This is a genomic window from Rhodovulum sp. MB263 (assembly GCF_002073975.1).
Taxonomy (GTDB): domain Bacteria; phylum Pseudomonadota; class Alphaproteobacteria; order Rhodobacterales; family Rhodobacteraceae; genus Rhodovulum.
Genome location: NZ_CP020384.1, coordinates 2,897,294 through 2,920,638, shown reverse-complemented (window position 1 = coordinate 2,920,638; position 23,345 = coordinate 2,897,294). Strand labels below are relative to the sequence as shown.

Sequence of the window (23,345 nt, the reverse complement as noted above, 5' to 3'; positions counted from 1 at the left end):
CGGGGCCTCATGCGGGGCCCGGCGCCGCCCTTGCGGAGCCTCCGATGACGACACTGGCCCGGTTCATCACCGCCCTCAACCGGGGCCTTTTCGGCCTTGCGAAATGGCTGGTCTACGCCATCGTGGCTCTGATGCTCTGGGAGGTGGTGCAGCGCTATTTCCTGTCGCATCCGACCTCCTGGGCGCCCGAGCTTGCGACGCTGGTCTTCGGGCCGTTCTTCCTGCTGGGCGGGCCCTACATGCTGCATACCGGCGGCCATGTCGCGGTCGATCTGCTGTCGTCGCGGGCGACAGGCCGGCTGGCGCGGGGGCTGCATCTCGCGGGGCTGGCGCTGGCGGCGGCCTTCGGGCTGATCCTTCTGTGGTTCAGCCTGCCGCTGGTGCTGCAATCCATCAGCTATGGCGAAACCAGCTATTCGGCCTGGAACCCGGTGGTGTGGCCCGCCAAGGCCTTCCTGCCGCTTGGCGCGGGGCTGCTGGTCCTGCAGGCGCTGGCCGATGCCATCCTGGCCTTCGCCGCGGAGGATGACGCGTGATCGAAAGCTCGCTTGTCCTCGTCTTCATGTTCACCGCGCTCGTGGCCTTCATGCTGAGCGGCGCGGGGCTGGCCTTCGTTCTGGGCGCCATCGCCTTCATCTCGACCATCCTTCTATGGGGGCCCTCGGCGCTGATCGTCGCGGTGCTGAACACCTTCGAGACGATGACCTCGGAGGCGCTGATGGCGATCCCGCTTTACGTGCTGATGGCCTCGATCCTCGAGAAATCGGGTATCATCGAGGCGCTGTACGAGGCGATGGAAACCTGGTTCTCGCGGCTCAATGGCGGGCTTGCGGTCGGCACCATCGCGATCTGCACCATCCTGGCCGCGATGACCGGCGTGGTCGGCGCGGCGGTGGCGGCAATGGGGATCCTGGCGCTGCCCTCGATGCTGGCGCGGGGCTATCACCCGCCGCTGGCCTTGGGCGCGATCTGCGCGGGCGGTACGCTGGGCATCCTGATCCCGCCCTCGGTGGTGACGATCGTCTTTGCCATCACCGCCCAGATGTCGATCGGCCAGATGTTCGCCGCGGGCATCGTGCCGGGGCTGATCCTGGCTGCCAGCTATTCGGCCTATGTGCTGATCCGGACCTGGCTCAATCCCGCGCTGGCGCCGAGGCCCGCCGACGCGCCGCATCTGCCGCTGGGCAGGAAGCTGGCCAAGCTGAAAAGCCTCGTTCTGCCCGGCTTCGTGGTGCTGGGGGTCCTGGGCTCGATCTATGCCGGGCTCGCGACCCCTACCGAGGCCGCGGCGGTGGGGGTGCTCGGTGCCGCCCTGTCGGCGCTGGTCACGCGCAGGCTCAGCCTGCCGATGCTGTCGGAGGCGGCCGGAGACACGCTTCGGGTGACCGCGATGATCCTCTGGATCACCATCGGTGCCCGGGCCTTCGTGTCGGTCTTTGCCGCCACCGGCGGGGCAGACTCGCTTCTGGGCTTCGTCGAGGGGCTCGAGACCTCGCGCTGGGTCGTGCTGGGCGCGATGGTGCTGGTCCTGATCTTCCTCGGGCTGTTTCTCGACGAGATCGGTACCATCCTTCTCTGCGTTCCGGTCTTCCTGCCCATCGTCAAGGCGCTGGGCTTCGATCCGCTCTGGTTCGGCGTGCTGTTCATGATCACGGCGCAGATGGCCTATATCACGCCGCCCTTCGGCTATACGCTCTTCTACCTCAAGGGGGTGCTGCCGCCGGGGCTGGGCATCGGTCAGGTCTATCGCGGCATCGTGCCCTTCTTCCTGATCCAGCTTGGCGTGCTGCTCCTGTTTGTCGTGTTCCCGGATCTGGTGACCTGGCTGCCCGAAACCCTGCTGCCGAGCCTCAAATGAGCCCGGCTGCGCCCGCGCCTGCCGCCCCGGATCCGGGTGCGACCCGACGTCCGCAACAGGCGGTTTTCGCTTGGCTTTGGGCGGTCTGCGGCGTTAAAGGGCGGCGACGCCGCGACGACCGCCCCGGCCGTTCCGGACCGGGCAGGCTTGATGCCGGTGTCGCGGAGTTTCGCTTGGCACACGGATATCCCATGCATCTCTGTCGGGCGCGCCCGCCCCGGACCGGCAAGGGCGCGGCCCGATGAGCGCCGAGCCTGTGCCCGCGACGCTGCCCGAGGATGCCTCGCGCGCCCATGCGCCGGGCAAGATCATCCTGTCGGGCGAGCATGCCGTCGTCTATGGCGCGCCTGCGCTGGCCGTTGCGGTCGCGATCTATACCGAGGTCTGGTTCCGTCCGATCCATCCCAGCGACGGGCTGAAGACCGTGTTCGCCCAGGTCTCGCAGGGCGCGTTCTATCCGCTTTCCGCGCTCGGTCATTTCAAGCAATCGCTCGATCACCGCTTCGAGGCCTTCCTGCGCGGCGAGATGAAGGTGCAGCAGATCCTGCAGCGGCCCGACGATCTGATCGTCTACACGCTGATGTCGCTGGCGCAGCGGCTGCCGATGCCCGGCAAGAGCCCGGGCCATTGCCTGCCGGTGCCGGGCCAGCTCGGCGGCACCAGCGCGCTGCCGCTGGGCGCGGGCATGGGCTCGTCGGCCTCGATCATCGCGGCGACGATGGTGCTGTACGAAACCCTGCTCGACCGGCTCCACAGCACCGAGGAGCGCTTCGAATGGGTCCGCTTCTGCGAGCGGCTCCAGCATGGCAAGGGCGGGGCCATCGACGCGGCCGCCGTGACCCAGGGCGGCGCGGTCCGGGTGCAGGGCGACAATCGCTTCACCCCCGCCATCCCGTCCGGTCACGGGCTCTGGCATGGCGATGGCTGGTACTGGGTGCTGCATGGCAAGCCCGCCAGCTCGACCGGCGAATGCGTGGCCGCCGTGCGCGAGGCCCATGGCGGCGATCAGGCGCTGTGGCAGGGCTTCGAGGCCTGTACCGACGCTTTCCAGGCCGCGCTCGAGGCCGACAGCTCGCCGCTTTACAGTCTGCGCGAGAATCACCGCCTGCTGAGCCGTATCGGCGTCGTGCCCGAGGCCGCGGCGCGTTTCATAAGCGAGGTCGAGCTTGCGGGGGGCGCGGCCAAGATCTGCGGCGCGGGCTCGATCCGGGGCGAACATGGCGGCGTGATCCTCGTCCATCAGCCCGAAGCGCCGAAGATGGAGCGTCTGATGGAAGGCCATCCCGAGCTGCGCTGGGCTCCCCTGCAGGTCGCGCCCACCGGGGCTGCCTTCGGAGCGCCGCAATGAAGGTGTCCGCCCCCGGCTCGATCATGATCACCGGCGAACATGCGGTGGTCTATGGCCATCCCGCCATCGTCGCCGCCATCGAGCAGCGTATCGAGATCGAGGTGAGCCCGCTGCCGCAACGCCGGCTCGAGATCGTCTCGGAAATCGCCGAGCCGGCCACGGTCGATCTCGACCGGATCGCGGTCGAGGGGCCCTATCGCTTCGTGCTGGCCGCGGCCGCGCGCTTTGCCGGGCGTCTGTCCTCTGGCGCGCGGCTCGAGATCCGCTCCGAGATCGACCCGACGCTTGGGCTCGGGTCTTCGGCCGCCGTGACGGTGGCGGCCCTTGGCGCCTTCGCCCGGCTGAGCGGCGCGCCCACAGAGGGGCTTCATACCGGCGCGCTGGCGATCGTGCGGCAGATCCAGGGACGGGGCAGCGGGGCCGATCTGGCGGCAAGCCTCAGGGGCGGCATGAATGCCTATCGGCTTGGGGCCGACATGCTGACCGGCGCGCCGCCCGAGACCGCCCGCGCATGGATCGACCGGCTGCCTTTGCCGCCCGCGCTCGGCCTGCGCTATGCGGGCTACAAGACGCCCACGGCCGAGGTGCTGGCCCGGATCGCCGGAGCGATGGCGGGCCGCGAGGCCGAGTTCGCCGCGCTTTACGACCGGATGGGGGCCTGTGCCGCGGCGGCGATTGCAGCGGCACAGGCGCAGGACTGGACGGCATTCGGCGCAGCGCTGACCCGCTATCAGGGACAGATGACCAAGCTTGGGGTCTCTGACGGGACGCTGTCGCGGATCATCGCCGACGCAGAGACGACGCCGGGCCTGCTGGCGGCCAAGATCTCGGGCTCGGGGCTGGGCGATTGCGTGCTGGCGCTGGGCGCGCGGCCCGAGGGCTTCACGCCGGTCGCGGTGGCAGAAGAGGGACTTGTGATAGATGACTGACCGCGCCCGCGCGATCTTCGACGCCGTTCTTCCGGCGCGCCTGCCCGAGCCCGTGGCATTCTCGGCCGCGGCCCCCAGCAATATCGCGCTGTCGAAATACTGGGGCAAGCGCGATGCCGGGCTGAACCTGCCGCTGAACAGCTCGCTGTCGATCTCGCTGGCCGAGTGGGGCACGACGACCCGGGTCGGCCCGGCCGATGACGGTACTGACGCGGTCTGGCTGAATGGCGCGCGGCTTGGCCCCGAGACCGGCTTTGCCCGCAAGGTCGTGGCCTTTGCCGACCGGTTCCGGCGCGGCCAGACCCTGCCGCTGCATGTCGTGACCGAGAACACCATTCCGACCGCGGCGGGGCTGGCCTCGTCGGCCTCGGGCTTTGCCGCGCTGACCCGGGCGCTTGCGGGCAGCTTCGGGCTGGATCTGGCCGAGGACAGGCTCAGCATGCTGGCGCGGTTCGGCTCGGGCTCGGCCACGCGCTCGCTCTGGCACGGCTTCGTGCGGTGGGAGCGCGGCACGCGCGAGGACGGGACCGACAGTTTCGCCCGCCCGCTGCCCGAGGTCTGGCCCGAGTTCCGCATTGCCATCGTCCGGGTCGATACCGGCCCAAAAAGCCGCTCCTCTCGCGACGGCATGGGCCATACGGTCGCGACGAGCCCGCTTTTCGGGCAATGGCCCGCGCAGGCCGAGGCCGATTGCACCGCCATCGAGGCCGCGATCCGCGACCGCGACTTCCCCCGGCTCGGTGCGCTGGCCGAGGCCAATGCGCTGGCCATGCATGCCACCATGATCGCCGCGCGCCCGGCGCTGTGCTATCTCAAGCCGGAAAGCTGGCAGGTTCTGGGTCGGCTCCGGGCCGCCCGCCAGGACGGGCTCGAGGCCTATGCCACGATGGATGCGGGGGCCAATGTCAAGCTGATCTTCCTTGAGGACAGCGCGCCCCGCATCGCCGAGCTTTTCCCCGAGGCGGTCATCGTCGAGCCCTTCGGCGCGGCCGCGACTGTCTGACGGCCGCTTCCCGAGCCCGAAGAGCCTGCAAATCCGCCCCCATCGCCTGTGCATCGCAGCCATGTCGCGCGCGAGCGCGGGTAGCTCCGGTCGGAGCCTCGCGATGGCTTCGGCGAGGTCGTGGCGATGGTATCGTCGCCCTATGGCTGCGTACGGAATACAGGTCTGACCGAGCTAATCATGGCTCGCCGCGCCGGGGTCGGGCGGGGCAGGGAGGCGTTTTCTTCATCGCTCCAGTTGCTGCCCCGGCTTCGGCGCGGCTTGTGGCGCCCAGGGGGAAGCAAGACCAGGCTCTCCGGACAGCCCCGGCCCTGAGGCCGGAGCGCCCGGAGAGACGACTGTTGGCGCTCAGCCCAGGACGCGGCGCGCGATGACCTGCGCCTGGATCTCGGCGGCGCCCTCGAAGATGTTCAGGATGCGCGCGTCGCAAAGGATGCGGCTGATCGTGTATTCCAGCGCGAAGCCATTACCGCCATGGATCTGCAACCCGTTATCGGCCGCCGCCCAGGCAACGCGGGCGCCCAGCAGCTTGGCCATGCCGGCCTCGAGATCGCAGCGCCGGTCATGGTCCTTCTCGCCGGCCGCGAAATAGGTGAGCTGGCGCGCCACCATGATCTCGACCGCCATCATGGCGAGCTTGTCGGCGACCCGCGGGAAGGCGATCAGCGGCTTGCCGAACTGCTTGCGGTCCTCGGCATAGCGCATCGAGACATCGAGTGCCGATTGCGCCACGCCGATGGCGCGCGCCGCGGTCTGGATCCGGGCCGATTCGAAGGTCTGCATCAGCTGCTTGAAGCCCTGGCCCTCGACCCCGCCCAGAAGGTTCTCGGCCGGAACCTCGAAGCGGTCGAAGCCAAGCTCGTATTCCTTCATGCCGCGATAGCCCAGAACCTCGATCTCGCCGCCGGTCATGCCGGGGGTGGGGAAGGGATCGTCCTCGGTGCCGGGCGTCTTCTCGGCCAGGAACATCGAGAGGCCCTTGTAATTGGTGGTCTCGGGATCGGTCCGCGCCAGCAACGTCATCACATGGGCGCGGGCGGCATGGGTGATCCAGGTCTTGTTGCCGGTCACCTCATAGGTCTCGCCAGCCCTGACCGCACGCGTCCGGAGCGCGCCGAGATCGGACCCGGTATTGGGTTCGGTGAAGACCGCCGTGGGAAGGATCTCGCCAGAGGCGATCCTGGGCAGCCAATGCGCCTTCTGCGCGTCGGTGCCGCCGCAGAGGATCAGCTCGGCCGCGATCTCGGAGCGGGTGCCAAGCGAGCCCACGCCGATATAGCCGCGCGACAGCTCCTCGGAAACGACGCACATCGAGGCCTTGGACAGGCCGAAACCGCCGAACTCCTCGGGGATGGTCAGCCCGAACACGCCCAGCTCGGCCATCTCCTCGATGATCTCCATCGGGATCAGCGTGTCGTTCAGGTGCCAGTCATGGGCATTGGGCTCGACCCGGTCGAGGGCAAAGCGGCGGAACTGCTCGCGGATCATCTCGAGCTCGTCATCGAGCCCGGTCGCCCCCAGCGTGACATTGGCGATCTGCTCGCGCATCAGCGCCACCAGGCGGGCGCGGGCGGCGGGTGTGTTGCCGCCCCGGATCAGCGCGCTGACCGCGTCGGAATAGAAGGCGTGATGGGCCTCGGACGAGACGCCAAGCTCGGGCAGGCGGACGATCTCGCCCTGGCTCATCGGGATGCCGCCCGCGATCTGGGCCAGGTATTCGCCGAAGGCGATCTGCAGGATCAGCTGTTCGATCTCGCCGAATTTGCCCTGTTCGGTCAGCCGGTCGGCCCAGCCCCGCATCTGGCGCAGTGCCCGGGCATAGGTCGCCAGCCAGGCCAGCCCGTGGGCGGCATGCTGTTCGGCCTCGACAAGGCGGCCCGAGACACGGCCCTCTTCGGTCACGCGGGCGGCGAGCGCGGTGCGCGCGGCCTCGGTCACCGCGTCGACGGGGCCGAGCGCGGCCTCGGTCAGCGTCAGAAGATCGGCGAGCAGCGCCTGTTCGGCGGGCCTGTCCTGACCGTCATGGGGCATGAATCGTCTCCTTCCTTCGGGCTTGCCGTGACATAGGGCTTTCGCAGCTGCAGCGCAACAAAAATTCAATTGAGGCGATGATATTGAAGGATAATGATCGCGCTGTTTTTGCGGCTGCGGCAAGAGCCGGTGCGGTATATAGCCGGAGCGGGAGGCGGAGATGATATTTGGTATAGATATATATCTGTTTGTCGCGGCCGTCGGGGTTGCGCTTGTCGCAGGGGTCGTCAAGGGCGCTGTCGGCTTCGCCCTGCCGATGATCCTGATTTCGGGCCTGTCGAGCTTTCTGCCGGCCGAGCTGGCGCTGGCCGGGCTGGTGCTGGCGACGCTGCTGACCAATCTGGCCCAGGCGTTCCGGCAGGGGGCGGCGGCGGCCTGGGAATCGATCACGCGCTACCGGTTGCTGATCGGCTGCGTGGTGCTGGCGATCTGTCTCAGCGCGCCGCTGGTTCCGGTCCTCTCGGACCGCGTGCTCTATCTGCTGATCGGGGGGCCGATCACGATCTTCACCCTCTCGCAGCTGGCGGGGCGGCAGCTGATCCTGCCCGCCCGCCACCGGGGCAGGGCCGAGATCGCGATGGGGCTGACCGGCGGATTCTTCGGCGGGATCTCTGGGGTCTGGGGGCCGCCGGTGATCGCCTATCTGCTGTCCTTCAACACCGAGAAGACAGAGATGATCCGGGTGCAGGGGGTGGTGTTCCTGATCGGCTCGGCGATGCTTTTGTTCGCGCATCTGGGCTCGGGCGTGCTGAACGCGCAAAGCCTGCCCTTCTCGGCCGCGCTGGTGCTGCCTGCCGCGCTCGGCATGTGGGCCGGGCTGCGGCTGCAGGACCGGCTCGACCCGACCCGGTTCCGCCGCGCCACGCTTCTGGTGCTGGCGGTGGCCGGGCTGAACCTGATCCGGAAGGCCGTGATGGGCTGAGGCCCGAACCCGGGGCCGGGGCGGCTCGGGCCAGCCCGGGGCGGCTCGGGGTTCAGCGGGCGTTGATCCGCTCGATATAGGCGCGCAGTTCCTCGGCCTCCTGGCGGGAATGCTGAAGCCCGTCCATCGCCGCGTTCAGTTCGGCCTCGGTCTGGTTCAGCTGGTTGGTCAGCTCGGCCTCGCGCTGTTCGAGATAGCCCACAGCCTGATCGCGCGCCTCCTCGGCCTCGTGCAGGGCATGGGCCATGCGGTCGAGTTCGCCCATGTCGGCGGTGGTCGTGCGGCCGAGCCGCTGCACCAGCCAGCAGGCGACCCAGCCCAGGGCGAAGGCCACGAACAGCATGACGCTGGTGACCAGAATGAATTCAGTCCTGTCCATCGGTCGTGTCCTCTTCGCCGGCTTCGGCCGGTGTGTCCTCGTCTGTGGCGGCCGGGGTGGCTTCGCCGCTCTCGTCATCCGCTTCGACGTCATCCTCTGCGGCAGCCTCCTGCACGGCATCGCCGGCCCCGGCACCGCTTGCCTCGCTCTCCTCCGCCTCTTCGGTGGCGTCTTCCGTCGAGGCGCCGTCGTCGATCAGGTGGAACTCGATCCGCCGGTTGGCCTCGCGCCCCTCTTCGGTATCGTTGGTGGCGACAGGGTCGACCTCGCCATAGCCCCTGGCGGTCAGGTTGCCGACCAGCACGCGCCGGGCCATCAGCGCATCGACCACGGCATCGGCGCGGGACTGGCTGAGCCGCAGGTTCATCTCGTCGCGGCCCTGGCTGTCGGTATAGCCCGCGATCTCCATCTTCGCGCGCGGACAGCCGCGCAGGATGTCGGCGATTTCATCGACCACCCGCAGAGAGGTGCCGTCGATGGTGGCCGAGCCGGGGTCGAAGGTGATCTTTCGCTTGGCAAGCGCCGCGTCGATCCGTGCCACGCAGACAGCCGGGTCGGTCTGGCCGGCGCCCTCGGTCTCGGCCGGGGCGCGATAGGTGATGTTGATGTCGAAATTCTGTGCATTGCCCAGGCGGTCGGAGAGGATCTGCGCAATCCGCGCCCGGGCGGTCTTGTCCTCGGTCAGACCGCTGATCTGCACGAAATCGGGCTGGACGATGGCCGATCCGTTGCGCAGCTGCGCCAGCGCCTCGAGCCCGGCCAGCATCCTGACCGGCCAGCCCTCGGGCAAGGCGGGGTCGAGCCGCAGCGCGGAATGCACCTGCCGGCTGCCGAAGCGCGACCGCGCATAGCTTTCGGTCGCATCGCGCACCATGCCGTTGGTGGCGCGGCCGCGAAGCTGCACCAGGCCCTCGGGGCTCAGCGTGGCGATGAATTCGGCGGGCCCGGCCGTGGCCTCGGCCTTGAGCGGTGCCGGCAGGACCGCATGCAGCTTGAACGCCTCGGGCAGGTCGTCCTTCAGCGTGGCGCTCACCCGGTCGAAGAGCGCAGGCGTGGTGCCTGCGGCGGCGACCAGGGTCACGTCGGTATCCGAGAAGGTGAGACTGCCCCCGCCGAGCTCCGCGAGCGCCGAGATCCCGCGGGCGGCGGCCTGCCCCCAATCGGCCGAGGGGGCGCCGAGCCCGAGGGTGCAGCTGGTGTCCTCGGGCGCGCCGGCTTCGCGTGCGGCGGCCATGATCAGCGCCGCGGCGGCTTCGGTATCGGCGGCGCAGGCATCGAAGCGGGCGCCCTCGTCGTCCATCAGGAAGCGCAGGGTGAAGGGGGCGATGATCGGGCGGGGGGCCGAGATCTCGAGCACGAGCTCGAGCCCCTTCGGCGCGGTGCGGCGCAGCTCGCCTTCGAGCCTGGCCTTGTCCTCGGCGCTGTTCGAGATCGCGGTGACGGCCACGCGCGTGGCGGTGATCGAGACCTTTGAGCGTTTCAGCCGCTCGAGCGCGGTCAGCCCGAACCCGAGCGCGCCATTCCAGCCATCGGGCGCCGGGTCCTCGGCGACATCCATCATGTCGGTCACTGGCAGTCGCCCGGCGATCCGCGACAGCTCGTTGGCCAGCGCCTCGGTGCGCGAGCTTTGCGGGATCAGCCCGATCACCGAGATGCCGGTATCGTTGCGCAGCAATTCGATCGAGAAGCGCGGGCCGTCCACCGGGTTCGGGGCGGCAATCTCGATCTCGTCGATCAGATGGGTGCTGTCGACCACGCTGCCGGCGGCCGCGAGCGCATGGAACCGTGCGGCCTCGTCGGGAGCGGTTCCCGAGAGGCGCATCAGCATGCCGTCGGTGCGGGCGCTGGCCCAGTCGATGCCGCGCGCCTGCAGGGCCTCCCGGGTCGCCTGCCGGGCCTGGCTTTCGATGCTCTCCACCGCAAGCAGCGCGGCGCCGAGGCAGACGAGTGCTGCCAGCGCGAAGACGCCGGGAACGATCAGCTTGTGAAGAAGGCGTCGCATCGGCCGGTCCTGGCTTGGTGTGTCATCGGGGCCCTTTCGTGATCGTCATTGGGGCGGTGGGGCTCAGGCCAGGATCGCGAGGCCGAAGCAAAGCACCGGGATCAGCCCGGCATCGCGGTTGCTGCGGAACAGGGACAGGCAGCGGTCATTGTCGTCGGTATCGAGTTGCGAGAGCTGCCAGGCCATGTGGAAGGCAAAGCCCAGCGCGCCGGCAAGCCCCAGGAAGGCGGCCGCACCGCCCGCGGGGCGCAGCAGCGCCAGCAGAGCCGCCAGCACCATCAGAGCGGTCGCGCCCAGAAGCAGCTGCCGCAGGCGGTAAGGCGTGTCTTCGCCAAAGAGACGCGCGGTCGACTTGATCCCGATCAGCGCGTCGTCCTCCTTGTCCTGGTGGGCATAGATGGTGTCGTAGAACACGGTCCAGGCGATGCCCGCGAGATACATCAGGACCGGGGCGAGGGTCAGGCTGCCGGTATGGGCGACCCAGGCCAGCATCGCGCCCCAGTTGAAGGCGAGGCCAAGGAAGATCTGCGGCCACCACGTGAAGCGCTTGGCAAAGGGATAGATCGCGACCAGCGCCAGCGAGCCCACGCCCATCAGGATCGCGTTCATGTTGAAGGTGATCAGGATCAGGAAGGCGGCCAGCGACTGCACCACCATCCAGAACACCGCCTGCGCGACCGTGACCTGCCCCGAGGGGATCGGCCGCGAGCGGGTGCGCGCGACCTCGCCGTCGAAGTTGCGGTCGGTGATGTCGTTCCAGGTGCAGCCCGCGCCGCGCATCAGGAAGGCGCCGATGCCGCAGCCCAGCACGATCCACAGATCGAACCAGCGGAACCCGGTCGAGGCCGCGGCCAGGGTCACGCCCCAGAGGCAGGGCAGATAGAGAAGCCAGGTGCCGACCGGCCGGTCGGCGCGGGACAGACGCAGATAGGGGCGGGTCCAGGCCGGGGCGAGGCGGTCGACCCAGTTGCCCTGAACGGCATCGGCGACCTGGCCGACGGTCTGGCGGTGGGCCGTGCTGCGGGCCTCTGGCGTTTCGGCGATGTCGGACATAACAATGACCCCCATGAGCGATGTTCGGTCTGCAAGAATCCGGCTCTATGTAGAGCAGCCCTTGGGGGAAGGGCAAACCGTTCCTCTGACCGGCGACCAGGCGCATTACCTGTTTGCCGTGATGCGACTGGTTCCGGGCGATCCGGTGCTGGTTTTCGACGGTAAATCAGGGGAATGGCTGGCCGATGTGGCCGAGGCGAAGAAGCGTGCGGGGGTGCTGATCTGTCGCAGCCGGACCCGTCCGCTGCAGCTTCCGCCCGATCTCTGGCTGTACTTCGCGCCGATCAAGAAAACGCGAACGGATTTCATCGTCGAGAAGGCGGCCGAGCTGGGCGCGGCCCGGATCTGCCCGGTGCAGACCGATTTCACCAATTCCGAGCGCATCCGCCGCGACCGGCTGCAGGCCCATGCGATCGAGGCTGCCGAGCAATGCGGCGGCACCTTCGTGCCCGAGGTGGCCGAGTTGCAGAAGCTCTCGGCGCTGCTCGATGGCTGGGATGACAGCCGCCACCTGATGTTCTGCGACGAGGCGCTGGTGGGGGCTGGGCAGGTGCTGGGCGCGGCGGCGAAGGGCCCCTGGGCGATCCTGATCGGGCCCGAAGGCGGGTTCTCCGATGCCGAACGCGCCCGGCTTCGGGCGTTGCCCTTCGCCCATCCGGTCAGTCTGGGGCCGCGGGTGCTGCGCGCCGATACCGCGGCCGTGGCCGCGCTGACGGTCTGGCAGCAGGCGCTGGGGGACTGGGGGTGAGCTTCCTGCGGCCCGAGGCGGTCGCGGCGCTGTCGCGCTGGCGCGAGCTGATCGCTTCGGGCGCGGTGGCGCTGGGCGGGCTCTGGCTCTTCGGGCTGGGCGGGTATTTCTTCCAGGCGCTGGGCCTGCTGGCGCTGGGGCTTGGCCTTGCGCTGGGCTTCGTGGCGATCCGCCGCGCCCGGTTCCGCATCGCGGGCGACGGCCCCGGCCTCGTGCGGGTCGACGAGGGCCAGATCACCTATCTGGCGCCCCAGGGCGGCGGCTTTGTCGCGCTGAGCGAGATCCGCGCCATCGAGATGGTCTTCGACGAGACTGGCGCGCGGGGCTGGCGGCTGACCCAGACCCGCTTTCCGGCGGTCACGATCCCGGCATCGGCCCGGGGCGCCGAGGCGCTGTTCGATGTGTTCATGGCGCTGCCCTGCGCCAATCCGCGCACCATCCTTTCGGCGCTCGACCGCTCTCCCGAAGACGGGCCGGTGACGGTCTGGTCGAGGATCGTTCGCCCGGCCTTGACTTGAGCCCGCCCGCATCGCAGGTCTTGGCCGGAAAACGAGCGAACAAATGGAGGCCGCTGGCCCATGTCCATTCCCCAGTCCGGCGGCGGCCCGATCGAATCCCATGAGCAACTGGTCGAATACCTGGCCTCGGGCTGCAAGCCCAAGCCCGACTGGCGGATCGGCACCGAGCACGAGAAGTTCGGCTATTGCAAGGATGCGCTGAAGCCCATTCCCTATGACGGGCCGCGCTCGGTCAAGGCGGTGATGGAGGGGCTGCGCGACCGCCATGGCTGGGCGCCGGTGATGGAGGGCGAGAACCTCATCGGGCTGCAGAAGGACGGCGCCAATGTCAGCCTCGAGCCGGGCGGCCAGCTGGAACTGTCGGGCGCGCCGCTCGAGACCATCCACCAGACCTGCGACGAGGTCACCGAGCATCTGCGCGAGGTGAAGGGCGTGGCCGACGAGATCGGCGTCGGCTTCATCGGCCTCGGCGCCGCCCCGATCTGGAGCCATGAGGACATGCCGATGATGCCCAAGGGGCGTTACCGGCTGATGACCGATTACATGGACCGGGTCGGGACCATGGGCAAGACGATGATGTACCGGACCTGCACGGTCCAGGTGAATCTCGATTTCGGCTCCGAGGTCGACATGGTGCAGAAGCTGCGGGTGGCGCTGGCGCTGCAACCCGTCGCGACCGCGCTGTTCGCCAATTCGCCCTTCCTCGACGGCAAGCCCAATGGCATGAAATCCTGGCGCAGCCGGGTCTGGCGCGATCTCGACGCGGCGCGTACCGGCATGCTGCCCTTCGTCTTCGAGGACGGGTTCGGCTTCGAGCGCTATGTCGACTATGCCCTCGATGTGCCGATGTATTTCGTCTATCGCGACGGCCGCTATATCGACGCTCTGGGCCAGTCCTTCCGTGATTTCATGGCCGGCCGTCTGCCCGCGCTGCCGGGCGAGGTGCCGACGCTGTCGGACTGGGCCGATCACCTGACGACGATCTTCCCCGAGGCGCGGATGAAGAAATTCATCGAGATGCGCGGCGCCGATGGCGGGCCGTGGCGCAGGCTTTGCGCGCTTCCCGCGCTCTGGGTCGGGCTGACCTACGATCAGGGCGCGCTCGATGCCGCCTGGGATCTGGTCAAGGACTGGGATGCCGAGACCCGCGAGGCCTGGCGCGTCGCCGCCGCCACCGACGGGCTCGATGCCGAGGTGAATGGCGTGAAGATGCTGGGCCTTGCCCGGCAGGTGATCGATATCGCCCGCGGCGGGCTCAAGGCCCGCGCCCGGCCCGGGCTGGGCGGCATGGTCCAGGACGAACGCCATTTCCTGCATGCGCTGGAGGACAGCGTCGAGACCGGCAAGACCCCGGCCGACGAGCTGCTCGACCATTACAATGGCGACTGGAACGGCGATCTGAGCCGGATCTACGCGGATTTCAGCTACTGACAGGGACCGGCATCGCGGCCCGCTCCTGCGCCTCTCCGCCCCTCTGACCGGGGCGGAACATCCGTCTTGTGTCAGCCCGCCCCCGGCCGGGTTGCAAGAAGGGCTTTGCATTTCGATTTCCGGTAGTTGATAAAAACACTCGGAAATGAGCTGCAACAGGAGGGGGCCGCCTTGGGGATCGAAGCAACGCAGCGCACGCGCGGGCATGTGGCCGGAAATGCCGAAGACGCCATGGCGGCGCTGCGCGCGCGGGCCATGGAATGGGAGCTGGCGGTGTCCGAAACCGCCCAGGGCGTGATCCTAGATCTTCGGGGCTCTCGGGTGGTTATGCGGCCGATCGGGCCGGAGACAGAGACCGGGACAGAGACTAAGGCAGAGACTGGGGCGAGGACGGGGCTCGGCATCGAGATCACCGCGCCTGACGACCGCTATCTGCGTGCGGCGCAGGACAGCGTGACCGAAGCGCTGGCCGAATGCGGTCTCGAGATCGGCTGGGACGATGTGGCGGCGGGGGCCCTGGCCCCGGGCCTTTCCATCGGTGTGGCGATATCCTGCCGCCAGAGCGCGCCGGGCTTTCTGAGGCTGCGGGTCGGGCTGGCCGATGCGAGCCGCTTCGCTTCGACCGGTCTGCATTTCCGGCTTCTGATCCCGCCCCGGGACCGGGAGCCGCTCTGGCCGCGGATCGGCGCGACGGCGCGGGTCGACTGGCCCAGGGGGGCCGATGCGCTGCACCGGGCCGTCTATACCGTTGCCGATCTGGGGGCGGACTGGATCGATATCGACATCTTCGACCATCCCGGCAGTCCGACCTGCGACTGGGCGCGCGGCATCGTTCCGGGCGCGCCGGTCGGGATCATGGGGCCGGGCGGCGGCTGGTTGCCCGAGGGCGATCCGCTGCTGCTTTTCGGCGACGAGACCGCGTTGCCTGCGATCCTGCGGATCCTGAGGCTGTCCGAAGCCCCCGCGCGGGCCTGGGTCACGGCTTCGCCCGGGGATCTGGCGGCGCTGGGGGCCGACCGGCGGGTGACGCGCAGCGGCGATCTTCTGGAGGCGCTCGATGCGGCCGATCCGGGGCCGGGCGGCTTCGTCTGGTTTGCCGCCCGCGACGAGATCGCACGCGAGGCGCGGCGCCGGCTGACCGCACGCGGACTGCCGCGCGAGCGGTTCCTGGCCGTTGCCTATTGGCGCTGAGTAGTCGGCGCTTCGGCAGACCTTCCGCTCGCGGGAAGTTCAGATCGCGTGGGGCCGGTTGCCTTGAAGGGCGGCGGGCCGGTCCATAGCTCTGCCTGGATCACGCGAAAGGGAGAGGCGCCATGAATATCGAACGGCTGCTGCAGGAGGCGCTGGGCTCGGGGCAGGCCCCGAGACAGGATCGGGGGCAGGGCGGCTCGACGCTGCCGGGCGGGCTTGCGGGCGGTGCGGCCGCAGGCGGGCTGGTGGCCCTGCTTCTGGGCAGCAAGAAGGCCCGCAAGCTGGGCGGCAAGGCCCTGACCTATGGCGGCATGGCCGCGGTCGGCGGGCTCGCTTACAAGGCCTGGCGCGACTGGCAGCAGAACCGCCCCTCGGGCACCGAGGCCGATCCGCTGCATCTGCCGCCGCCGCCCGCCGAGAGCGGCTTCGACATGGCTCAGGAGCGCGACAGCGCCGGGCAGGATTTCCGGCTGGCGGTGCTGCGCGCGATGATCCTCGCGGCGAAATCCGACGGCCATATCGACGGCGAGGAACATCGCCGCATCCGCGACCGGATCGAGGTGCTGGGCCTCGGGGCCGAGGAAAAGGCCGCGCTGTTCGACAGTTTCGCCGCCCCCGCCGATCCGGCAGACGCCGCGCGCCCGGCGCGGACCGATGCCCAGCGGGCCGAGCTGTACCTGGCCTCGGCCCTGGCGGTCGATCCCGACACGCCCGACGAGCGGCGCTATCTCGACGATCTGGCCCGCCATCTGGCGCTGCCCGAGGGCCTGCGCGGGCATCTCGACCTCGAGGCCGGAGCGGCGCGCCGTCAGGCCGGGGAGTGATCGCCCGTCCGGGCGCCATCGCGACGTTGTCGGGGAGGGACAAAAGACCGCAGGTTTAACTTTTCCTTCCGCAGGCTAGGTCTGGCCAAAGCCATTTGGGAGGAATGGATATGCTTTCGGTTGTGGCAAGGCCGCTGGTGCGCGTGTTCGAGCGCTACCTGCCGGACCCCTATGTTTTCGTGATCATCCTGACCATCGTCGTGATGGCGGCCGCGGTGCTGTTCGAGGGGCGCTCGCCGGTTGCGGTGATCGAGATGTGGGGCGACGGCTTCTGGACGTTGCTGTCCTTCTCGATGCAGATGCTGCTGGTGCTGGTGACGGGCTACATGATGGCCTCGACGCCTGCGGTGCGGGGCATTCTGAACCGGATCGCCGACACCGCCCGCGCCCCGGCCCGCGCGATCCTCTTGGTGACGCTGGTCTCGCTGCTGGCCAGCTGGATCAACTGGGGCTTCGGTCTGGTGGTGGGGGCGCTGCTGGCCAAGGCCGTCGCCCGCCGCGTCGCGGTCGATTACCGGCTGCTGGTCGCCTCGGCCTATTCGGGCTTTCTGGTCTGGCATGGCGGGCTTGCGGGCTCGATCCCGCTGGCGATCGCGACGCCCGGCCACACCTTCGAGGACCAGATCGGGATCATCGGCACCTCCGAGACCATTTTCGCGGGGTTCAACCTGATCATCGTCGCGGCGCTTTTCATTGCCGTGCCGCTGGTCAACTGGCTGATGCTGCCCAAACCCGGCCATGAGATGGTCGTCGATCCGGCAAAGCTCGAAGAGCCCGAATTCGGCGGCGGGCCGACCCACCGGCCCTCGGACCGGATCGAGAATTCGCCGATCCTGTCCTGGATCATCGGCGGCGCGGGGCTGGCCTGGCTGGTGATCGACTTTCTCGGCGGCGGCGGGCTGACGCTGAACTCGATCAACTTCCTGTTCCTCTTCGTTGCGATCATTCTGCACGGCACGCCGCGGCGGCTGCTCGATGCGCTGGCCGAAGGGGTCAAGAGCGGCGCGGGCATCGTGATCCAGTTCCCGTTCTATTCCGGCATCATGGCGATCATGGCGGGGTCGGGGCTGGCGGTCTCGATCTCGGACGGGCTGACCTCGTTTGCCAGCGCCGAGAGCCTGCCCTTCTGGGGCTTCATCAGCGCGGGCATCGTCAATTTCTTCGTGCCCTCGGGCGGCGGACAATGGGTGGTGCAGGCGCCGGTGATGTTGCCCGCGGCCGAGGCGCTGGGCGTCGATCAGGCGCGCATTGCGATGGCGGTGGCCTGGGGCGATGCCTGGACCAACATGGTGCAGCCGTTCTGGGCCCTGCCGATCCTCGCCATCGCCGGGCTGAACGCCAAGGACATCATGGGCTTCTGCGTGGTTCAGCTGGTCGTGAGCGGGGTCATCATCGCGCTGGGTCTGAGCTTCCTGTAGCAGGCAGGCCGCCGGCATCGGGCGGGAAGACAAGGCGGACCCGCAGGCCCGGGGCGTTGTCCTCGAGCGTCAGCTCGGCGCCATGCAGGCCCGCAATGGCCGCGACCAGAGACAGGCCCAGCCCGTGGCCCGGCGTGGTGCGGCTGCGCTCCAGCCGGTAGAGGCGGCGCAGGACCTTGCCGCGCTCGGCCTCTGGCACGCCGGGGCCGTCATCGGCCACGATCAGTCCGGGCGGATCGGCGCTGACGGCAATGTCGATCCGGCTGCCCTGGGGCGTGTGGCGCAGCGCGTTCTCGATCAGATTGGCCAGCGCCTGGGCGATGAGGCTGGGCTCGCCCCGCACGGTCGGGCCGGTCCCGGGGCAGGCGAGGCTCAGGCAGTGGCCCGCATCCTCGACCGAGGGCTGGTACAGCTCGACCACCTGCCGGACGGTGAGCCCGAGATCGAAGGGCTGGACCCGGGCCGAGGCCTGGCCGCCCTCGATCTGGGCGATCTCCAGCATCGCGCGGAAGACCGAGACCGCGCGGTCGACCTCGGCGCTGGCGCGGTCGGCCAGCTCGGCGGGCTCGCTCTCGTCGGGCAGCCTTGCGCGCAGATCCTGGATCAGCACCGAGATCCGCTGCAGCGGCGTGCGCAGGTCATGGGCGATGTCGGCGGTGACCTGGCGCAGCGCCTCGGTCGCGGCCTCCTGGCGCGCGGCCAGCCGGTTCACCCCGGTGCCGATCCGTGACAGGTCGTCCGCCGGGGCCGGATCGGGCGGCAGCCGGGCGCTGAGATCGCCCGCCGAAAGCCGGTCGAGCGTGTCCTCGATGCCATCCACGCGGCGCGCGGTGCGCCGGGCGATCAGCACGCCGACGCCCAGCGAGATCAGGACGGTGGGCCCGAGGCTGAAGGCCAGCAGCGACAGGAAGGTGCGGCGCAGCTCGGCGATCGGGGCGAGGCTCTCGGCCACGATCAGCAGTCCCCCGGCCAGCGGCCGGACCTCGTGCAGATAGCCCGCAGCCCCCAGCGGCTGCTCGTCCGGCACGAGCCGGATGTCGTCGCCCTCGCGCATGGCCCGGGCATTGCCGACCTGCCGCCCGCCGGCTGCCAGAAACACCGTGACCTTCTTGGCCGGGTCGGTCGCCCGCGCCCGCGCCTGGACGATGGCCGACAGCGCGGCCGGGGTGGCGCTGATCTCGAAGCTGGCCAGATCCCCGGCCAGATCTGCCCGGATCGCGCGCACCAGATCGGCGCGCAGCGTCAGATAGGCGCCGCCCAGCGACAGCAGGTTCGCCAGTGCCACCACCGCGACCAGCGCCAGCGCCTGCCGGACCGGGGTCGAGCGCAGCAGATGCGTGAGCGAGACCGCGATGCCGGCCATCTCAGTCGCCGATCCGGTAGCCCGCGCCGCGCACGGTGGCGATCAGTTCCCTGTCGAAGGGCTTGTCGACCTTGGCGCGGAGCCGACTGATATGGGTCTCGACCACATTGGTCTGCGGGTCGAAATTGATGTCCCAGACCGATTCCAGCAGCATGGTGCGGGTCTGCACCCGGCCCTTGTGGCGCAGCAGATGCTCCAGAAGCGCGAATTCGCGCGGCAAAAGCTCGATCTTCCGGCCCGCGCGCGTGACGCTGCGGCGCACCAGATCCATCTCGAGATCGGCCGCTTTCAGCACGGTCTCGGTCTCCTGCATCGGCGGGCGGCGGCCCAGCGCCTCGATCCGGGCCGAGAGCTCGCCGAAGACGAAGGGCTTGACCAGATAGTCGTCGCCGCCCGCCCGGAGCCCGTCGATGCGGTCGTCGACCCCGCTCATCGAGGTCAGGAAGATCGCGGGCGTGGTGACATGGGCAGCACGCAGCGCGCGCACCAGCGACAGCCCGTCCAGCTCGGGCAGCATCCGGTCGACCACCATCACGTCATAGGCCGTGGCCAGCGCCCGGGTCAGCGCGTCGCGGCCATTGTCGAGACAATCGACCGAATGGCCTTCCTCGCCGAGCCCCCGGGCGATGAACTGGGCAGTGGTTGGATCGTCCTCGACGACGAGCAGTTTCATGGCGAACGGCCTCCGGACCCCGATCCTTGACGCGACTGTGCTTCACTATGGCGCCGCGCGGGGGGCGTTCAACCGTCCCTAGGCCCGGGTTTCGGCGCTGTCACCGGCACGTGAGAGCGATTGCAGGAATGTAATCCTTGCGGGGATGCGGCCGCAATCCGGGGCCGCCATCTTGGTCCCGTAGCCGGCGTGAGGGCCGGGAAAGATGCCCCCAGTTCAGGAGACCAGGGAAATGTCGAACAAAGCCAAGCGCAATGCCGTCTCGGCCGTGGCGCTCGCCGCGCTCCTCGGGGCGACGGCGGGGATCGGCCTCGATCATGCGGTGCCGGCGGCCAATGCCGCCGCGGCGCCTGCGGGCGGATATGTCGATCTGGTGTCGCGGGTCGCGCCCGCCGTCGTGACGATCGAGGTCGAGAAGGCCGCACCCCAGGCGCAGATGCAGAACTTCCAGTTCCCCGACGACTTCCCCTTCGAGGAATTCGCCCGCCGCTTCGGCATGCCGATGCCGGGCTATCCGCAGGGGCCGCATGGCCAGGCGCCGCGGCTGAAGGGCGTCGGCACCGGCTTCATCATCTCGCAGGATGGCAAGGTGGTGACCAATGCCCATGTGGTCGACGGCGCCGACAGCGTGACCGTGACGCTGGCCGACGGCCGCAGCTTCGGCGGCAAGGTGCTGGGCGCCGACACGGCGACCGACATCGCGCTGATCGAGATCGACGGCCAGAACCTGCCCCATGTCGATTTCGGCGCCTCGGACGCGCTGAAGGTCGGCCAGCCGGTGGTGGCGATGGGCAATCCCTTCGGGCTTGGCCAGACCGTCACCAGCGGCATCGTCTCGGCTCTGGGCCGCGACATCAATTCGGGGCCCTTCGACAATTTCATCCAGACCGATGCGGCCATCAACAAGGGCAATTCGGGCGGGCCGCTCTTCAATGAGGAGGGCGATGTCGTCGGCATCAATACCGCGATCCTGTCGCCCACCGGCGGCTCGGTCGGGATCGGCTTCGCCGTGCCCTCGGACATGGCCAAATCGGTCGTGGCCGATCTCGAGAAGGGCGGCCAGGTCGATCGCGGTTTCCTCGGCGTGCAGATCGGCGGGGTCAGCGAGGAAGTCGCCGCGGCGCTGGGCTTCGACAGCCCGCGCGGCACCATGATCGTCGATGTGACCGCCGACAGCCCGGCTGCCAGGGCGGGGCTGAAGAAGGGCGATATCGTGCTGGCGGTGGATGGCCAGAAGGTGAGCGGGCCGCGCGATCTGACCCGCTTCATCGCCTCCGACGCGCCCGGCACCGAGGTGTCGCTGAACCTGTTGCGCGCGGGCAAGTCGATGGATGTCTCCGTCACCCTCGGCAACCGCGCGGATCGGCCGGCCTGAGGGCCGACCGCGACAGGCGGCCGGGCGCCAGACCCTCCGGTGCCCGGCTGCCTGAGGCCGAAGCTCTCCCCGTCCGGGCAAGTCCCGCGCCCGGGCCGGGGAGGGCCCAGGGCCCTGACAACTGGCGTTCCGGCCTTCGGGCCGGTGCGACAGGGCCGGACCCGGTCCTTGCCCCCGGGGCCGGCAGGATACTCCCAAGCCCCGGCCGGACACCGGGGCCGACCTTGCCCCGCCCTCAAACCCCCGGGGGCGGGGCCTTTTCATGTCCGGTTGCGGCCCGGGGCAGGCCCGCCTCTTGCGAGGCTCACTCTTCCTTCATCGAGCCGGTCCTGACGAAGCGCGCATGCCAGGACAGCGCCTCGTCCATGAGATGCGGCGCATGCTTGCCGAAGGAGCCCTCCATCGCGCGTTTGTAATAGTCTCGCAGCGCGGGGCGGTAGTCGGGATGGGCGCAGTTCTCGATGATCTGGGCGGCGCGCTGCCGGGGCGCGAGGCCGCGCAGATCGGCCAGCCCCTGTTCGGTGACGATGATCTGCACGTCCTGGGCGATGTGGTCGACATGGGCGGCCTTGGGCACGATGGCCGAGATCTTGCCATTCTTCGCGGTCGACGGCGTCATGAAGATCGAGACATAGGCATTGCGGGCGAAATCGCCCGAGCCCCCGATGCCGTTCTGGATCCGCGAGCCCATGATATGGGTCGAGTTCACCGCGCCGTAGATATCAGCCTCGATCAGCCCGTTCATCGCGATGCAGCCCAGCCGGCGCACCAGCTCGGGGTGGTTCGAGATTTCCTGCGGCCGCAGGATCAGCTTGTCGCGGAAGCGGTAGGCGCGGTCGTTGAACCATTCGGCGGCGCTCGGGCTCAGCGACAGCGCGGTGGCCGAGGCGCTGCGCAGCTTGCCCGCGTCAAGCAGTTCCAGCATGCCGTCCTGGATCACCTCGGTATAGGCAGTCATCTGCTCGAAGGGCGAGTTCATCAGCCCGGTCAGCACCGCGTTCGCGACATTGCCGACGCCCGATTGCAGCGGCAGCAGATGTTGCGGCAGGCGGCCCTTGGCGACCTCGTGCAGGAAGAAGTCCAGCAGGTGCCCGGCAATGGCCTGGGCCACCTCGTCGGGCGCCTTGAAGGGGGCGTTGCGGTCCGGCGCGTCGGTCTCGACGATGGCCGCGATCTTCTTCGGGTCGCAGCGGAAATAGGGCTGGCCGATGCGGTCGTTCGGGCTCGAGAGCGGGATCGGACGGCGATGGGGCGGCAGGGCGGTGCCGTAATAGATGTCATGCATGCCCCGCAGCGCCTCGCTTTGCCAGCGATTGACTTCGAGGATCACCTGATCGGCCTGGTCGAGCCAGGTCTTGTTGTTGCCGATCGAAGAGGACGGGATCAGCTGGCCGTCGGAGGTGATGCCCGAGATCTCGACGATAGCGGTGTCGAGCTTGCCCAGGAACCCCTGCCAGGCCATCGGCGCGACCTGGCTCAGATGCATGTCGAAATAGTTCATCTCGCCCGCGTTGATCTTCTCGCGCGCGATCGGGTCCGAGTTGTAGGGCAGGCGGAATTCGATGCCGCCGGCCTTGGCCAGCGCGCCGTCGAGCTCGGGGCCCGTCGAGGCGCCGGTCCAGACCTTGACCTGGAACGGATTGCCCGCGGCATGTTCTGCCTCGATCCGGGCGGCCAGCGCCATCGGCACCGACTTGGGATAGCCCGACCCGGTGAAGCCGCTCATCCCGATGGTCGAGCCGGGCGCGATCAGGGCCGCGGCGTCCTCGGCGCTCATCACGCGGCTGCGCAGCGTCGGATCGGCTATTCGGGACGCAATGGGTTGGGCGACGGTCATGGGATCCTCCTCCTCGTGCTTCCCATGCGGACCATCCGGTCCGGAGCGGGGAAGTGCCGGTGTCTCGGTGGGTATTCCGGCCCTGGGCGGTCGGGAAGATCCCACGGTTCCGATCTTCTTGGACAGACTGCCGCGCCGGACAGCAAGGGGCAACGAAGGCATGGCTGCCATGCGCCCAGCGCAAATGGGTCATTTCAGATATGTGATTTGCGGCATTTGCCCGGCTTCCCTGCCCGGATGTCTTCGGGTGCGATTGTTAGCCTTTCAGGTGAATGTGCTTTCCAGAGATTCCGTCGGACGCGGATTGAGCGGCGTTTTGATGCGCATCGGCTGGCGCCTTTTGCCGCAGGCCAGTCGCCCGGCCCGGCCCGCCGCTGCCGCGAGACCGGGCCCCGGGAGGCGGCCGGATGCCGGGGCGAGGCGATCTCCGACGCGTCATTTC

Annotated in this window: 20 protein-coding genes; 13 read left to right on the top strand and 7 right to left on the bottom strand. The window is 69.0% G+C overall.

Going from position 1 to position 23,345, the window contains the following annotated elements; all coding sequences use genetic code 11:
* Positions 1–44: 44 nt before the first annotated feature.
* From B5V46_RS13625 to mvaD, 5 genes are all read left to right on the top strand, one after another.
* A complete protein-coding gene (locus tag B5V46_RS13625) occupies positions 45–536 on the top strand; it encodes a TRAP transporter small permease subunit (RefSeq protein WP_080617108.1) in 492 nt (163 codons plus the stop codon).
* The gene (locus B5V46_RS13620; protein WP_231119121.1) at positions 533–1,858 is read left to right on the top strand and encodes a TRAP transporter large permease subunit; all 1,326 of its coding nucleotides are present in this window, start codon (positions 533–535) and stop codon (positions 1,856–1,858) included. The genes B5V46_RS13625 and B5V46_RS13620 overlap by 4 nt, the downstream gene beginning before the upstream one ends.
* Before the next feature lie 241 nt (positions 1,859–2,099).
* Entirely contained in the window at positions 2,100–3,206 is a 1,107-nt protein-coding gene (locus B5V46_RS13615) for a mevalonate kinase (RefSeq protein ID WP_080617107.1), read from the top strand.
* Positions 3,203–4,135 (top strand): mevalonate kinase, encoded by a 933-nt coding sequence (locus B5V46_RS13610; RefSeq protein ID WP_080617106.1) that lies wholly within the window; start codon positions 3,203–3,205, stop codon positions 4,133–4,135. Before B5V46_RS13615 ends, B5V46_RS13610 begins: the two co-directional genes overlap by 4 nt.
* Positions 4,128–5,138, top strand: a complete 1,011-nt coding sequence (mvaD, locus tag B5V46_RS13605; protein WP_080617105.1) for a diphosphomevalonate decarboxylase — start codon at positions 4,128–4,130, stop codon at positions 5,136–5,138. Before B5V46_RS13610 ends, mvaD begins: the two co-directional genes overlap by 8 nt.
* A 348-nt stretch (positions 5,139–5,486) precedes the next feature.
* Here mvaD and B5V46_RS13600 read toward each other — a convergent pair whose 3' ends face one another.
* Entirely contained in the window at positions 5,487–7,169 is a 1,683-nt protein-coding gene (locus tag B5V46_RS13600; RefSeq protein WP_080617104.1) for an acyl-CoA dehydrogenase family protein, read from the bottom strand.
* A 160-nt stretch (positions 7,170–7,329) separates the two neighbouring features.
* On the opposite strand from B5V46_RS13600, the gene B5V46_RS13595 reads away from it, so the two are divergent.
* Positions 7,330–8,091 carry a sulfite exporter TauE/SafE family protein gene (locus B5V46_RS13595; protein ID WP_080617103.1) on the top strand — a complete coding sequence of 254 codons (762 nt, stop codon included), beginning with the start codon at positions 7,330–7,332 and terminating at the stop codon, positions 8,089–8,091.
* Positions 8,092–8,143: 52 nt separating this feature from the next.
* On the opposite strand, the gene B5V46_RS13590 is transcribed toward B5V46_RS13595, so the two are convergent.
* The 3 genes from B5V46_RS13590 to ubiA all read right to left on the bottom strand — a co-directional run bounded on the left by B5V46_RS13590 (position 8,144) and on the right by ubiA (position 11,525).
* Positions 8,144–8,470: a hypothetical protein gene (locus tag B5V46_RS13590; protein ID WP_080617102.1), complete on the bottom strand. Its 327-nt coding sequence runs from the start codon at positions 8,468–8,470 to the stop codon at positions 8,144–8,146.
* On the bottom strand, positions 8,457–10,472 hold the full coding sequence (locus tag B5V46_RS13585) for an OmpA family protein (protein ID WP_080617101.1): 2,016 nt from the start codon (positions 10,470–10,472) through the stop codon (positions 8,457–8,459). Before B5V46_RS13585 ends, B5V46_RS13590 begins: the two co-directional genes overlap by 14 nt.
* Positions 10,473–10,535: 63 nt before the next feature.
* Positions 10,536–11,525, bottom strand: a complete 990-nt coding sequence (gene ubiA, locus B5V46_RS13580) for a 4-hydroxybenzoate octaprenyltransferase (protein ID WP_080617100.1) — start codon at positions 11,523–11,525, stop codon at positions 10,536–10,538.
* 13 nt (positions 11,526–11,538) lie between these two features.
* On the opposite strand from ubiA, the gene B5V46_RS13575 reads away from it, so the two are divergent.
* The 6 genes from B5V46_RS13575 (at position 11,539) to B5V46_RS13550 (ending at position 17,655) form a co-directional block, all read left to right on the top strand.
* Entirely contained in the window at positions 11,539–12,273 is a 735-nt protein-coding gene (locus tag B5V46_RS13575) for a 16S rRNA (uracil(1498)-N(3))-methyltransferase (protein ID WP_080617099.1), read from the top strand.
* Positions 12,270–12,791: a hypothetical protein gene (locus B5V46_RS13570; protein WP_042463615.1), complete on the top strand. Its 522-nt coding sequence runs from the start codon at positions 12,270–12,272 to the stop codon at positions 12,789–12,791. The genes B5V46_RS13575 and B5V46_RS13570 overlap by 4 nt, the downstream gene beginning before the upstream one ends.
* Before the next feature lie 60 nt (positions 12,792–12,851).
* Positions 12,852–14,222 carry a glutamate--cysteine ligase gene (locus B5V46_RS13565; RefSeq protein WP_080617098.1) on the top strand — a complete coding sequence of 457 codons (1,371 nt, stop codon included), beginning with the start codon at positions 12,852–12,854 and terminating at the stop codon, positions 14,220–14,222.
* A gap of 171 nt (positions 14,223–14,393) precedes the next feature.
* Positions 14,394–15,413, top strand: a complete 1,020-nt coding sequence (locus tag B5V46_RS13560) for a siderophore-interacting protein (protein WP_231119120.1) — start codon at positions 14,394–14,396, stop codon at positions 15,411–15,413.
* A 122-nt stretch (positions 15,414–15,535) separates the two neighbouring features.
* Positions 15,536–16,237 carry a tellurite resistance TerB family protein gene (locus tag B5V46_RS13555; protein WP_080617097.1) on the top strand — a complete coding sequence of 234 codons (702 nt, stop codon included), beginning with the start codon at positions 15,536–15,538 and terminating at the stop codon, positions 16,235–16,237.
* Between the two features lie 104 nt (positions 16,238–16,341).
* A complete protein-coding gene (locus B5V46_RS13550) occupies positions 16,342–17,655 on the top strand; it encodes a short-chain fatty acid transporter (protein WP_231119119.1) in 1,314 nt (437 codons plus the stop codon).
* On the opposite strand, the gene B5V46_RS13545 is transcribed toward B5V46_RS13550, so the two are convergent.
* Positions 17,627–19,018, bottom strand: a complete 1,392-nt coding sequence (locus B5V46_RS13545; protein WP_080617095.1) for a HAMP domain-containing sensor histidine kinase — start codon at positions 19,016–19,018, stop codon at positions 17,627–17,629. The two genes, B5V46_RS13550 and B5V46_RS13545, sit on opposite strands and share 29 nt — an antisense overlap.
* 1 nt (position 19,019) lies before the next feature.
* Entirely contained in the window at positions 19,020–19,691 is a 672-nt protein-coding gene (locus tag B5V46_RS13540; RefSeq protein ID WP_080617094.1) for a response regulator transcription factor, read from the bottom strand.
* Between the two features lie 232 nt (positions 19,692–19,923).
* On the opposite strand from B5V46_RS13540, the gene B5V46_RS13535 reads away from it, so the two are divergent.
* A complete protein-coding gene (locus B5V46_RS13535) occupies positions 19,924–21,066 on the top strand; it encodes a Do family serine endopeptidase (protein ID WP_080617093.1) in 1,143 nt (380 codons plus the stop codon).
* A 304-nt stretch (positions 21,067–21,370) separates the two neighbouring features.
* Here the strand turns inward: B5V46_RS13535 and B5V46_RS13530 are convergent, their stop codons facing one another.
* Complete coding sequence (locus tag B5V46_RS13530) at positions 21,371–22,903, bottom strand: acetyl-CoA hydrolase/transferase family protein (RefSeq protein ID WP_080617092.1); 1,533 nt, start codon at positions 22,901–22,903, stop codon at positions 21,371–21,373.
* Positions 22,904–23,345 lie beyond the last annotated feature (442 nt).

Coding starts and splice junctions, on each gene's coding strand:
- B5V46_RS13625 (WP_080617108.1), top strand. CDS start 45: ATGACGACACTGGCCCGGTTCATCACCGCCCTCAACCGGGGCCTTTTC.
- B5V46_RS13615 (WP_080617107.1), top strand. CDS start 2,100: ATGAGCGCCGAGCCTGTGCCCGCGACGCTGCCCGAGGATGCCTCGCGC.
- B5V46_RS13610 (WP_080617106.1), top strand. CDS start 3,203: ATGAAGGTGTCCGCCCCCGGCTCGATCATGATCACCGGCGAACATGCG.
- mvaD (WP_080617105.1), top strand. CDS start 4,128: ATGACTGACCGCGCCCGCGCGATCTTCGACGCCGTTCTTCCGGCGCGC.
- B5V46_RS13600 (WP_080617104.1), bottom strand. CDS start 7,169: ATGCCCCATGACGGTCAGGACAGGCCCGCCGAACAGGCGCTGCTCGCC.
- B5V46_RS13595 (WP_080617103.1), top strand. CDS start 7,330: ATGATATTTGGTATAGATATATATCTGTTTGTCGCGGCCGTCGGGGTT.
- B5V46_RS13590 (WP_080617102.1), bottom strand. CDS start 8,470: ATGGACAGGACTGAATTCATTCTGGTCACCAGCGTCATGCTGTTCGTG.
- B5V46_RS13585 (WP_080617101.1), bottom strand. CDS start 10,472: ATGCGACGCCTTCTTCACAAGCTGATCGTTCCCGGCGTCTTCGCGCTG.
- ubiA (WP_080617100.1), bottom strand. CDS start 11,525: ATGTCCGACATCGCCGAAACGCCAGAGGCCCGCAGCACGGCCCACCGC.
- B5V46_RS13575 (WP_080617099.1), top strand. CDS start 11,539: ATGAGCGATGTTCGGTCTGCAAGAATCCGGCTCTATGTAGAGCAGCCC.
- B5V46_RS13565 (WP_080617098.1), top strand. CDS start 12,852: ATGTCCATTCCCCAGTCCGGCGGCGGCCCGATCGAATCCCATGAGCAA.
- B5V46_RS13555 (WP_080617097.1), top strand. CDS start 15,536: ATGAATATCGAACGGCTGCTGCAGGAGGCGCTGGGCTCGGGGCAGGCC.
- B5V46_RS13550 (WP_231119119.1), top strand. CDS start 16,342: ATGGATATGCTTTCGGTTGTGGCAAGGCCGCTGGTGCGCGTGTTCGAG.
- B5V46_RS13545 (WP_080617095.1), bottom strand. CDS start 19,018: ATGGCCGGCATCGCGGTCTCGCTCACGCATCTGCTGCGCTCGACCCCG.
- B5V46_RS13540 (WP_080617094.1), bottom strand. CDS start 19,691: ATGAAACTGCTCGTCGTCGAGGACGATCCAACCACTGCCCAGTTCATC.
- B5V46_RS13535 (WP_080617093.1), top strand. CDS start 19,924: ATGTCGAACAAAGCCAAGCGCAATGCCGTCTCGGCCGTGGCGCTCGCC.
- B5V46_RS13530 (WP_080617092.1), bottom strand. CDS start 22,903: ATGACCGTCGCCCAACCCATTGCGTCCCGAATAGCCGATCCGACGCTG.